Consider the following 11,088-nt stretch of genomic DNA (forward strand, 5'->3'; position numbering starts at 1 on the left):
CAGGGGCGCCGGGGCATCCGGGGCGCCGTTACCGGGTCGTCTGCGCCAGCGTAGCGAACACGGCTTCGTCGGGCGCCTGGGTGATCAGCGTATCGCCGAATCGCTTCAGCAGGATGAACTTGATCGCACCGGCTTCGGCCTTCTTGTCGACGCGCATCAGGTCCATGTAGCGCGCATCGCCGAGTGCCGGCCCGCGCACCGGCAGATGTGCGGCGGCGATCACCGCGTCGAGCCGCTGTCGCGACGCTTCGTCGAGCAGGCCGAGCCGCACCGACAGGTCGCCCGCCATCACCATCCCGCAGCCGACCGCTTCGCCGTGCAGCCACTCGCCATAACCGAGCCCGGCCTCGATCGCATGGCCGAACGTATGGCCGAAATTCAGGATCGCACGCAGCCCGCCTTCGCGTTCGTCGGCTGCGACCACGCTCGCCTTGATCTCGCACGAGCGCTTCACCGCATGCGCGAGCGCGGCCGGCTCGCGGCGGTTCAGCGCCTCGACGTTCGCCTCGATCCAGTCGAAGAACGCCGCATCGGCGATCGCGCCCGTCTTGATGACCTCGGCCACGCCGGCCGCCAGCTCGCGATCGGGCAACGTGGTCAGCGCGCCGATATCGGCGATCACGGCCTGCGGCTGGTAGAACGCGCCGATCATGTTCTTGCCGAGCGGGTGGTTGATGCCCGTCTTGCCGCCGACCGACGAATCGACCTGCGACAGCAGCGTCGTCGGCACCTGGATGAACGGCACGCCGCGCATGTAGCACGCGGCGGCGAAGCCGGTCATGTCGCCGATCACGCCGCCGCCGAGTGCGACGAGCGTCGTCTTGCGGTCGGCACGCTCGGTCAGCAGGCCGTCGAAGATCAGGTTCAGCGTTTCCCAGTTCTTGTAGGCCTCGCCGTCCGGCAGCACGACCGTCGACACGCGCTTGCCGAGCGGCGCGAGCGCCGCGCGCAGCACGTCGCCGTAGAGCGGATCGACCGTCGTGTTCGTGACGATCGTGACCGACGAACCGGTGATGTGAGGGGCGAACAGCTCGGTGCGGCCGATCAGGCCGGCACCAATGTGAATCGGGTAGGCGCGCTCGCCCAGATCGACGTTGACGGTAATCATGCTTGTAGCGGCTTGGCGATGACGCCTGCCAGTTCGAGTTGCATCAGCACCATGTTGACGAGGCCGTTGACCGACGGGCGGCCGGTCTCGATGATGAAGTCCGCGCATTCGCGGTACAGCGGGTCGCGCACTTCGTAGAGCGCTTCGAGACGCGCCTTCGGATCGTCGGTCTGCAACAGCGGGCGGTTCTTGTCCTTGCGGGTGCGCAGCCACAGATCGTGCGGATTGGCGCGCAGATAGATGACGATGCCGCTGCTTTTCAGGCAGTCGCGATTCTCGGGCCGCAGCACCGCGCCGCCGCCCGTCGCGAGCACGATGTTCTCGCGCTGCGTGAGATCGGCGATCACCTGCGATTCGCGGTCGCGAAACCCGGCCTCGCCCTCCATCTCGAAGATCACCGGAATGCGCGCACCCGTGCGGGCCTCGATTTCGTGGTCGGAGTCGAAGAACGTCCTGTCGAGCCGGCGCGCGACCGCACGGCCCACGGTGGTCTTACCCGCTCCCATAAGGCCGACGAAAAATACGTTTGCATGTGGGTCCCGCGCTTGCAACGGCTTCCTCTGCTTGAATCTTGCTGGTGTGTGGCGCAGCTTACTGGCAAAGCGGCTGCCTTGTCGAGCCTGCGCCGCCGGCTTCCGGCCCCGTTTTTCCCGCATCCGCGTCGCCCGCGCCGGCCGTCTCGCAACGCGCGCCGACGACCGTCGGCGTGATGAAGACGACCAATTCGCTGCGCTGGTCGCGCCGTGCGCGGTGCCGGAAAAGCGCGCCCAGTACCGGTATTTTGCCCAAGAGCGGCACCCTCGTCACATCGTCCCGGTTCAACTGCTCGTAAATCCCGCCGATCGCGACCGTTCCGCCGTCCTCGACCTCGACGCGTGTCTGGACGTGCTTCGTATGAATCGCCGGGCCGGCCGCCGTCGGCTCGCCGATGCTGTCCTTCGTCACGTCCAGGTCCAGCACGACGCGCCCGTCGGGCGTGATCTGCGGCTCGACCTCGAGCTTCAGCGTCGCGCGGCGGAACTGCACGCCGCTCACGCCGTTGCCGACCTTGGCTTGGTACGGCAGCTCCGAGCCCTGTTCGACGATCGCCTTCACGCGGTCGGCCGTCACCACGCGCGGGCTGGAAACGATCTGGCCCCGCCCTTGCGCCTCGAGCGCGCTCAATTCAACGTCGAGCACGCGGCTGAGCGGCGCGGCGAACAACGTGAAGCCGGCCGTCGCCGCCTCGAAGCCGCCGAGCGGTCGTGCGGCCAGGTCGAGCGCGTTGCGCGTGTCCGTCGCGACTGCCACGCCGTCGGCCGCGGGCGCCCGTCCCTGCGCGCGCAGCGCGACGCGTGCACCGAGGTTGCGCGAGAAGCCCTGCTCGCCTTCGACGATGCGCGCCTCGATCCGGACCTGCCGCGATGGCCGGTCGATCGCGTCGATCAAGCCCGCGATCTGCGCGATGCGCGGCGCCAGATCGGTGACGAACAACAGGTTCGTGCGCGGATCGGCCGCCGCGGCACCGCGTTTCGACAGCAGGCGCTGGCCGGTCGCTCCGGCCAGCAACCGCTGCACGTCCTGCGCGCGCGGGTAATGCAGCGCGAAGGTCCGGCTCGCGAGCGGCTCCAGCTCGGCCGCGCGTGCGTGCGTTTCGAAGCGCTCGCGCTCGCGCGCCGCGAGTTCGGCCGCCGCCGTGACCCAGATCACGTTGCCGCGCCGGGACATCGCCAGCCCGTGCGTGTCGAGCAACGTGTCGAACGCATCGCGCCAGCGGACATTGTTCAGACGTAACGTCACGGTGCCGCGCACCTGCTCGCCGACGATGATGTTCAGCCCGGTGAATCGCGCGAGCGCGTCGAACGCGGCAGCGAGCCCGGCGCCTTGCAGATTCAGCGAGATCCGCCGCGCGTCATCCGCATCGCCGGGGTGCCGCGCCGCGGCGTCGCTCATGCGCATCGGCGGCGGCAATGGAATCGGCGGCCCCTCCAGCTGGGGCACCGGTGCGGTTGTGTCCGCTTGAAGCGCCGCGCGCACGGCCTGATCGAACGGCGGCGGGCCGTCATGCGCGGGCGCTGCACCGTCCGCGCCGTCCGCACCGTCGGGCGCGCCCTGCGGCAGCGGTGTGTCCTGGGCATGCGCCTGCATCGATGCGATCGGCCAGTCGGCCGGCGGCAAAGGCGGCAACAGGGGCAACGGCGGCAGCGCCGCGTGTGCCGCGGCGACGCCCGATCCGACCCAGAATGCGATCGCCCGCCATCCGTACTTCGTCATGGGCGACCTCCGTCATCCATGGCGAACCGGCGCGCGCCGTCGGCTGTCGCAAGCGTCACCGCACCGGCATCGACGCTCACCACGCGTGACATCCCGAACGCTTCGCCCGGCGCAACGGTCGCGAATGCGCCATCGCCCGCGTCGAACAGCGCGAGCCCGGCGTGTACGTCGCGAATCGTGCCGGCCAGGCGCGGCGTCGCATCGTCGGCCCGCGCGGGCAAGCCATCGCCGCCGAATGGATCGTCGCTCGGCACGCCGGCAAGCAGCCGCACCGTGCCATCGGGAACACGAGCCCCCGACAGCGCCGGAAACACGTCGATCGTCATGTCCACCCGCAACGCGGGCGGTTTCCGCTCGATATGCAGCCTCGACGGCACCACCAGCGCGGGAACACTCGCCAGCCCGCCCATCAGCCGCAGCAGCGCCGGAAAGCCGCCGTCCGCGACGATCCGCACCGTGCGCCGGCCATCCGGGGCCGCTTCGTCAGTGCGCCGCGGCTCGATCGACACGATCCGCAGTCCGCTCGCGCCGGCCAGGTCCGCCAGCTCGAGCATCAGTGCGGGCCACCCCGATGCACGCGGCACGCTGGAGGCGTGCCCGGCAGCCGGGTCCGGGTCGCGCCGTGGCGCGGTCGCGAGCAGCCGCTGTGCGTCGGCGGCACGCACTTGTGCCGTTGCCAGCAACGCGCGACTGCGTGCGAGTCCGCTCGCGTCGACGGCATCCACCAGATGAATGGTGCCCATCGTCACGCACGCGAATGCCGCCACGCAGCCGACGGCATGTGCCGCGGCCGGCGACAGCCGTGCCACGCGGCCGCGCCGCCCGGTACCGGCCGGCATGGTCCGATGCGTGATCGCCGTCATGCGTCGCCTCCCGCGGCCTTCTGCCGCGGCGGCGGGTCGTCCCAACGCACCTGCACGGAAAACCGGAACGGCGCGGCCGAACCCGTGACTTGAGTGGCCGGGGTCAGCGCGCCGACATCGAATCGCCAGTCACGCTGCTCGGCCGCCATCCGTGCGAGCCACCGCGCGGCCGCCCGGTAACTCGTCGTGCGCGCGTCGAGCACGGCGCCGGACGCAGTCGTGCGCAATGCGTCGAGCCGGACGGTATCGTCGCGCACCTGCGCCAGCGTCGCGAGCAGCCCGGCGACCCGCCGGTAAGGTGCGCCAAGCACGACCGCCTGTGCATCGCGTCGCGCAAGGTCGGCGGCTACGCCGGCGGCGCGCCGTGCGGCATCGATCCGTGGCTGCAATTGCCGCAGCCGCGCCTCCACACGCGTACGCTCCGCATCCACGCGCCATCGCCACGCCGTCGCCGCCCCCGTCCAAATGCAGGCCCCGAGCACGCCGAGCACGATCGCCGCCCCGCACTGCGCGGCACGGCGCCGCCGCAAAGCCTGCGCCAGCCGCTCACGGTACGGCAGCAGATTGAAGCCGCCGAGCACGGCGTGACCGGCGGCAGTTCGCCCGAACCCCACATCGGCCATCATTCCCACACCCCGCGCAGCGCCAGCCCGATCGCGAGGGCAAACGCCGGACCGCCCTGCGTTCCGGCGGGCACGCCCGGCAGCCCGTCCCATCCGGTGCAGTCGAACGGCACCGCGGCCACGCCGAGCGCATCGCCGATATCGGCGGCCGACGTACCGCAGCGGGCGATGCTGCGCGCGTCGCCGGCCACGAGCACGCAGCGCACCGGCTCGAACACGCACTGGCGCAATGCGTCGGGGAACGCCGCCTGCACGTCGCCGGACACCGCGAGCACCGGTACGGCGATCGCACCGTCGACCCGCCAGCCGCGCACGCCCGTGTCGCAGAACCAGAATGCGGCGTACGGACCGTGGGCGTCGGGTTCGAACTGCGCGGCATAGCGCAACGCGCGCAGCGCGGCGGCGGACTCGCCGTCGACGGCCGTCAGGTCGACGCCGGCCTGCGCCGCCACGTCGATCCGCCGTTCGAGCAATGCCTGCGGCGCCACGGCGACCTCGATCTCGCCCGGGCACGCGCCGTCGTCCTGCCGCCAGTCGAACGCGAGGGTGTCGGGCGCCAGCCCCGAAATCCGTTCAGCGGCCTGCCGGGCGGCGTCCGCGATGTCGTCGCGCCCGGCCAGGTCGAGCGTCGCGGTCCGCATTTCGTCGTCGCGCAGCGCCATCACGCCGCGCGTGTCGCAGCGCACGCCCGCCGCCGACAATCGCGACACGGCCGCCGCCAACGCGCGTGCGACCGCGGCCCAGCGCGCCTCCTCCGGCCCGTCCTGCAATCCGACCGGCTCCCGCTCGAGTCCTTCGACCCGCACCTCCACGGCCCGCCCGCGCCGGCTCAGCACGGCCACCCTCACCTCGTCCGCCCCGACGTCGATGCCCGTCGAACGGTGCCTGCCCGGCGCGAACCGCGCCGCCCATCGTCCTGTCATCCCAGCCTCCCGCGATCGTTGCGGCCCACGCCGCGTTTCCGAGGCCTGATTCTGCAAAGCGGCGCGTGTGCCCGACAGTCGGCCGGACGGCCAGTTGTGGCACGGGGCGACCTCGCGGACACTATGCCGGCGGCACCGCGATCAGCCGGTTTCCGGCCGCCGCCCCCCGCGTCAGGACCGGTCTTACCGGGCAGCTATAATCGCGGGACTGTTTTCCGGTATGCCTATGCAATCCACGTCTCCTACGTCCCCGCCTCCCGCGCCCGAGCCGAAGAAGCGGTCCTGGTGGCTGAAAGTCCTGATCGGCCTCGCCGCGATGTGCGTGGCCCTCGTCGTGGCCGGCGGCCTCGTGCTCGGCTACGCGCTCGTCGTCGCGTGGCCGAACATGCCGTCGCTCGACGCGCTGACCGACTATCGTCCGAAGGTACCGCTGCGCATCTATACGTCCGATCACGTGCTGATCGGCGAATTCGGCGAGGAACGCCGCGACATCGTCCATTTCAAGGACGTGCCCGACTCGCTCAAGAAGGCGATCCTCGCGATCGAGGACGCACGCTTCTACGATCACGGCGGCGTCGACCTCACCGGCATCGCCCGCGCCGGCTTCGTCGCACTGACGAATGGCCATGCGTCGCAGGGCGCGAGCACGATCACGATGCAGGTCGCGCGCAACTTCTTCCTGTCGAGCGAAAAGACCTACACGCGCAAGATCTACGAGATGCTGCTGGCCTACCGGATCGAGCGCGCGCTGACGAAGGATCAGATTCTCGAGGTCTACATGAATCAGATCTATCTCGGCCAGCGTGCGTACGGCTTCGCGAGCGCCGCGCGGGTCTATTTCGGCAAGGACCTGAAGGACATCACGCTCGCCGAAGCGGCGATGCTCGCGGGGCTGCCGAAGGCGCCGTCCGCGTATAACCCGGTCGTCAATCCGAAGCGCGCGAAGGTGCGCCAGGAATACATCCTGCAGCGGATGCTCGAGCTGAACTTCATCACGCGCGAGCAGTACGACCAAGCCGTCGCGCAGCCGCTCATCGTCAAGGGCGCAGGCCGCGAGTTCAGCGTGCACGCCGAGTACGTCGCGGAAATGGTCCGACAAATGATGTACGCGCAGTACCGCGAGGAAACCTACACGCGTGGCTTCAATGTCGTCACGACGATCGATTCCGCCGACCAGCAGGTTGCATACACCTCGCTGCGCAAGGGCATCATGGATTACGAGCGCCGTCACGGCTATCGCGGGCCGGAAGGCTTCATCGAATTGCCGGCCGGCGCCGACGATCGCGAGCAGACGATCGACGATGCGCTGCTCGAACACCCCGACAACGGCGAGCTGATCGCGGCGGTCGTCACCGCGGCCACCCCGCGCCAGATCACCATCGCCTTCATCGACGGCAGCAGCGCGACGATCGAAGGCGACAACCTGCGCTTCGCGTCGGGCGCGCTGTCGGCCGGCGCGCAGCCGAACCGCCGCATCCGCCCGGGCGCAATCGTCCGGGTCGTGAAGAACGACGCCGGGAAGTGGTCGATCACGCAGTTGCCGCAGGTCGAAGGCGCGTTCATCTCGATCGTTCCGCAGGACGGCGCGATCCGCTCGCTGGTCGGCGGCTTCGACTACAACAAGAACAAGTTCAACCACGTCACGCAGGCGTGGCGGCAACCGGGTTCGTCGTTCAAGCCGTTCATCTATTCGGCGTCGCTCGACAAGGGCCTCGGGCCGGCCACGGTGATCAACGACGGCCCGCTGTATTTCAGCGCCGCGGAAACCGGCGGCCAGCCGTGGGAACCGAAGAACTACGGCGGCGGTTTCGAAGGCCCGATGTCGATGCGCACCGCGCTGCAGCGCTCGCGCAACCTCGTGTCGATCCGGATCCTGAACCACATCGGCACGAAGTACGCGCAGCAGTACATCACGCGCTTCGGCTTCGACGCCGACCGCCATCCGGCCTACCTGCCGATGGCGCTCGGCGCGGGCCAGGTCACGCCGCTGCAGATGGCCGGCGCGTACTCGGTGTTCGCGAACGGCGGCTTCCGCGTGAATCCGTACCTGATCGCCGAAGTGACCGATCCGAACGGCGCGGTCGTCGCCCGCGCGCAGCCGCTCATCGCCGAGCAGAACGCGCCGCGCGCGATCGACGCGCGCAACGCGTACGTGATGAACAGCCTGCTGCAGAGCGTCGCGCAGCGCGGCACGGGCGCGCGCACCAACGTGCTGAAGCGCACCGACCTCGCGGGCAAGACCGGCACGACGAACGACTCGCACGACGCGTGGTTCGCCGGCTACCAGCACACGCTCGCGGCGATCGCGTGGATCGGTTACGACAACCCGCGCAGCCTCGGCGATCGCGAAACCGGCGGCGGCCTGTCGCTGCCGGTCTGGATCGACTACATGGGCGCGGCGCTGAAGGGCGTGCCGGAGTTCAAGCCGACGATGCCGGACGACGTCCAGGCGCTCGGCAGCGAGTTGTACTTCACCGACTTCACGCCGGGGCACGGCTTCGTGTCGACGGTCGGCGTGCCGCAGGCGCCGGCGGTGCAGAGCACCGACGAAGCGGTGCCGCACGTCGACGAACAGGAGAAGCAGGACATCATGAACCTGTTCCGCGGCCACTGACACGAACGGCCCGGGCATGAAAAAAGCGCCCCGCGGGGCGCTTTTTCGTTGTGCTTCGATCCGGCGTATCGGCCGCCCGGCCAGGCAAGCGCCGGACGCGTCACGCGCCGAACGTGATCGGCAGACCGGCCTGCTGCGTCGCGTATTCGGTAAGCGCGGCGAAGAACTCGGTGCCGGTGCGCGTATCGCGCCATTCGCCGTCCACGAAACGGTAATGGAATCCGCCCGCCTTCGCGGCGATCCACAGCTCCTTCATCGGCGGCTGGAGGTTGACGATGATCTTCGAGCCGTTCTCGAACGTCAGCGTCAGCACGCTGCCGTTGCGCTCCAGATCGATGTCGTGATCGCCGTCGTTCGCGGCATCCACGGTACGCTCGACGGCCGCCAGCACGGCCTCGGCACGGGCCAGGTATTCAGTATCGGACATGCTAAACTCTATCGGTTAAATTGTTCAGGGACGATCATGCGAGTCGTTTTCCGGATGAGCGCGATTGTAGCGGCTTTGGCGATTCTTGCCGGCTGCGGTCAACGCGGTCCGCTCTATCTGCCCACCGTGCCCCCGTTGCCGGCGAAGCCCATCCAGCAGCAGGACACGCCGCCGTCCGACGTCACGCCGACCGATGAAAACGCGTCGTCCGACAGCATTCCCGATTCTTCCGGCACGCCGCTCACGCTGTCACCGGAGCTGTCGAGCGATGCATCGAAGGTCGTGACGCCGGCATCCGGCCCGGCCGCCACGCAGTAAGCGCGCGCCGCCGCTCGCGCGGCTTCCTGCGCGACCAAGGCGATGACTGCCCGTCATCGCCTTTTGCTTTTCCGGGCCCGCCTCGTCACGCGCGGACGCGCCGCCAGCCCCATTCGAGCAGGCGCCAGCCGAGCAGCACCGCAACGATCACCGCGTAGAGCTTCGGCTGCGCGAGATTGTGCTTGCCGGCCCTCATCCACCAGAAATGCAGCACGCCGAACAGCGCGATCGCATAGATCGCGCGATGCAGCGTCGCCCAATGACGGCCGAGCCGGCGCACCATCGCGCGCGGCGAGGTCGCGGCCAGCGGAATCAGCAGCACGAACGCGGCGAAGCCGACCGTGATGAACGGACGCTTGCCGACGTCCTTCAGGATCGCAAGCACGTCGAACCACTTGTCGAACCACAGATACGTCGTGAAATGCAGCGTCGCGTAAAAGAACGCGAACAGGCCGATCATCCGGCGAAAGCGCAGCAACGCGGGAACGCCCGTCACGCGCCGAAGCGGTGTGACGCCGAGCGTGAGGCAGAGCATCACCAGCGTCCAGAGGCCCGTCGAGCGCGTGATGAATTCGATCGGGTTCGCGCCGAGCCGGTCGGTCAGCCCGAACAGCACGAGACGGCCGAGCGGATAGAGTCCGGCCGCGAAAACCAGCACCTTGGCGGGGGCAAGCCAGCGCGGCGCGGCAGCACGCACTGCGCCGCCCCGGGAACTGCCGGCGGCAGCCGTGCGCGTGCCGGACGCGCGCGCGGGCGTCAGCGTCGAAGGAGGCATGTCGTTTCTCACCGGCGCGCTCAGAAGTTCTTCTTCAGGTCCATGCCCTGATACATCGACGCGACGAGATCGCCGTAGCCATTGAACATCAGCGTCTTGCGTTTCGGCGTGAAGAAGCCGTCCTCGCCGATCCGGCGCTCGGTCGCCTGGCTCCAGCGCGGGTGATCGACGTTCGGGTTCACGTTCGAATAGAAGCCGTATTCGTTCGACGCGTACGTGTTCCAGCTCGTTTTCGGCTGCTTGTCGACGAAGCGGATCTTCACGAGCGACTTCGCACTCTTGAAGCCGTACTTCCACGGCACGACGATCCGCACCGGCGCGCCGTTCTGGTTCGGCAGCACCTGGCCGTACACGCCCATCGTCAGCAGCGTCAGCGGATTCATCGCCTCGTCCATCCGCAGCCCTTCCGAGTACGGCCAGTCGAGCACCGGCGTCGACAGCCCGGGCATCTGCGACGGATCGGCCAGCGTGACGAACTGCACGTACTTCGCGTTGCCGGTCGGCTGCACGCGCTTGATCAGCTCGGACAGCGGCACGCCGATCCACGGGATCACCATCGACCAGCCTTCGACGCAACGCAGCCGATACACGCGCTCTTCGAGCGGCGCGAGCTTCAGCAGTTCGTCGAGATCGAACACCTTCGGGTGCAGCACCTCGCCTTCGACGCTCACGCGCCACGGGCGCGGCCGCAGCGTGCCGGCGTTCTGCGCCGGGTCGCCCTTGTCGGTGCCGAATTCGTAGAAGTTGTTGTAGGACGTGATGTCCTTGAACGGCGTGACCCGGTCGGCCGCGACGAACTTCGGGTTGGTTTTCGCCACGAGCTTCGCGGCCCGCGCGTCGGGCGACGCATAGGCGGCGAACGCCGCGCCGCTGCCGCCGAGCATTCCGCCCGCCGCCGCCAGGCCGACGGCCTGCAAGACGCGCCGCCGGTTCTCGAACACCGCGCGCGGCGTAATCTGGCGCTGCGCGATGTCACCGCCGGTCAGTACGGTGCGCAAAGGGTGTTTGATCCACATCGTGCTGCTCCTCCTGCGTGCGCGGCGCGCACGCTTCATGAGCGTTCGACCCGACCCATCCTGCGCCGTTCGACGCCCGGACCGCCCGCCCGTTACAAAAGAAAACCGCCGGGCACGCAGTGCGCCGGCGGTCTTTTGTCGGACCCGCGTCGGAAATCTTACAGCTTG

General features: G+C 69.1%; 11 protein-coding genes. 2 read left to right on the top strand and 9 right to left on the bottom strand.

Translation table 11 applies throughout. From position 1 onward, the window contains the following. Positions 1 to 28 precede the first annotated feature (28 nt). The 6 genes from aroB to NQV17_RS32800 are packed head-to-tail and all read right to left on the bottom strand — an operon-like array spanning position 29 to position 5,770. Positions 29 to 1,108: a 3-dehydroquinate synthase gene (gene aroB / locus NQV17_RS32775; protein ID WP_044845981.1), complete on the bottom strand. Its 1,080-nt coding sequence runs from the start codon at positions 1,106 to 1,108 to the stop codon at positions 29 to 31. Beyond that, on the bottom strand, positions 1,105 to 1,659 hold the full coding sequence (locus NQV17_RS32780; protein WP_082088580.1) for a shikimate kinase: 555 nt from the start codon (positions 1,657 to 1,659) through the stop codon (positions 1,105 to 1,107). The genes aroB and NQV17_RS32780 overlap by 4 nt, the downstream gene beginning before the upstream one ends. Before the next feature lie 40 nt (positions 1,660 to 1,699). Continuing rightward, entirely contained in the window at positions 1,700 to 3,361 is a 1,662-nt protein-coding gene (locus NQV17_RS32785) for a type IV pilus secretin PilQ (protein ID WP_257775436.1), read from the bottom strand. After that, positions 3,358 to 4,224, bottom strand: coding sequence for a type II secretion system protein M (locus NQV17_RS32790; protein ID WP_257775437.1), 867 nt, complete (start codon positions 4,222 to 4,224; stop codon positions 3,358 to 3,360). The genes NQV17_RS32785 and NQV17_RS32790 overlap by 4 nt, the downstream gene beginning before the upstream one ends. After that, a complete protein-coding gene (locus NQV17_RS32795; protein WP_257775444.1) occupies positions 4,221 to 4,850 on the bottom strand; it encodes a fimbrial protein in 630 nt (209 codons plus the stop codon). The genes NQV17_RS32790 and NQV17_RS32795 overlap by 4 nt, the downstream gene beginning before the upstream one ends. Then, complete coding sequence (locus tag NQV17_RS32800) at positions 4,847 to 5,770, bottom strand: competence protein ComA (RefSeq protein ID WP_257775438.1); 924 nt, start codon at positions 5,768 to 5,770, stop codon at positions 4,847 to 4,849. Before NQV17_RS32800 ends, NQV17_RS32795 begins: the two co-directional genes overlap by 4 nt. Before the next feature lie 226 nt (positions 5,771 to 5,996). Between NQV17_RS32800 and NQV17_RS32805 the strand changes: the two genes are divergently transcribed. Further along, the gene (locus tag NQV17_RS32805; protein WP_257775439.1) at positions 5,997 to 8,384 is read left to right on the top strand and encodes a penicillin-binding protein 1A; all 2,388 of its coding nucleotides are present in this window, start codon (positions 5,997 to 5,999) and stop codon (positions 8,382 to 8,384) included. Between the two features lie 100 nt (positions 8,385 to 8,484). Here the strand turns inward: NQV17_RS32805 and cyaY are convergent, their stop codons facing one another. Further along, positions 8,485 to 8,811: an iron donor protein CyaY gene (gene cyaY, locus NQV17_RS32810; RefSeq protein ID WP_124487840.1), complete on the bottom strand. Its 327-nt coding sequence runs from the start codon at positions 8,809 to 8,811 to the stop codon at positions 8,485 to 8,487. Positions 8,812 to 8,847: 36 nt separating this feature from the next. Here cyaY and NQV17_RS32815 point away from each other — a divergent pair, with 36 nt between their 5' ends. Then, positions 8,848 to 9,129: a lipoprotein gene (locus NQV17_RS32815; RefSeq protein ID WP_257775440.1), complete on the top strand. Its 282-nt coding sequence runs from the start codon at positions 8,848 to 8,850 to the stop codon at positions 9,127 to 9,129. Between the two features lie 85 nt (positions 9,130 to 9,214). Here NQV17_RS32815 and msrQ read toward each other — a convergent pair whose 3' ends face one another. Both msrQ and msrP read right to left on the bottom strand, forming a co-directional pair. Continuing rightward, positions 9,215 to 9,904, bottom strand: a complete 690-nt coding sequence (gene msrQ, locus NQV17_RS32820; RefSeq protein ID WP_257775441.1) for a protein-methionine-sulfoxide reductase heme-binding subunit MsrQ — start codon at positions 9,902 to 9,904, stop codon at positions 9,215 to 9,217. Positions 9,905 to 9,924: 20 nt separating this feature from the next. Further along, positions 9,925 to 10,920 (bottom strand): protein-methionine-sulfoxide reductase catalytic subunit MsrP, encoded by a 996-nt coding sequence (gene msrP, locus NQV17_RS32825; protein WP_257775442.1) that lies wholly within the window; start codon positions 10,918 to 10,920, stop codon positions 9,925 to 9,927. Between the last annotated feature and the right edge of the window lie 168 nt (positions 10,921 to 11,088).

Origin of the sequence: Burkholderia sp. SCN-KJ (assembly GCF_024656005.1) — a bacterium.
In the GTDB taxonomy this organism is placed as follows: domain Bacteria; phylum Pseudomonadota; class Gammaproteobacteria; order Burkholderiales; family Burkholderiaceae; genus Burkholderia.

Coding starts and splice junctions, on each gene's coding strand:
- aroB (WP_044845981.1), bottom strand. CDS start 1,108: ATGATTACCGTCAACGTCGATCTGGGCGAGCGCGCCTACCCGATTCAC.
- NQV17_RS32785 (WP_257775436.1), bottom strand. CDS start 3,361: ATGACGAAGTACGGATGGCGGGCGATCGCATTCTGGGTCGGATCGGGC.
- NQV17_RS32790 (WP_257775437.1), bottom strand. CDS start 4,224: ATGACGGCGATCACGCATCGGACCATGCCGGCCGGTACCGGGCGGCGC.
- NQV17_RS32795 (WP_257775444.1), bottom strand. CDS start 4,850: ATGATGGCCGATGTGGGGTTCGGGCGAACTGCCGCCGGTCACGCCGTG.
- NQV17_RS32800 (WP_257775438.1), bottom strand. CDS start 5,770: ATGACAGGACGATGGGCGGCGCGGTTCGCGCCGGGCAGGCACCGTTCG.
- NQV17_RS32805 (WP_257775439.1), top strand. CDS start 5,997: ATGCAATCCACGTCTCCTACGTCCCCGCCTCCCGCGCCCGAGCCGAAG.
- cyaY (WP_124487840.1), bottom strand. CDS start 8,811: ATGTCCGATACTGAATACCTGGCCCGTGCCGAGGCCGTGCTGGCGGCC.
- NQV17_RS32815 (WP_257775440.1), top strand. CDS start 8,848: ATGCGAGTCGTTTTCCGGATGAGCGCGATTGTAGCGGCTTTGGCGATT.
- msrQ (WP_257775441.1), bottom strand. CDS start 9,904: ATGCCTCCTTCGACGCTGACGCCCGCGCGCGCGTCCGGCACGCGCACG.
- msrP (WP_257775442.1), bottom strand. CDS start 10,920: ATGTGGATCAAACACCCTTTGCGCACCGTACTGACCGGCGGTGACATC.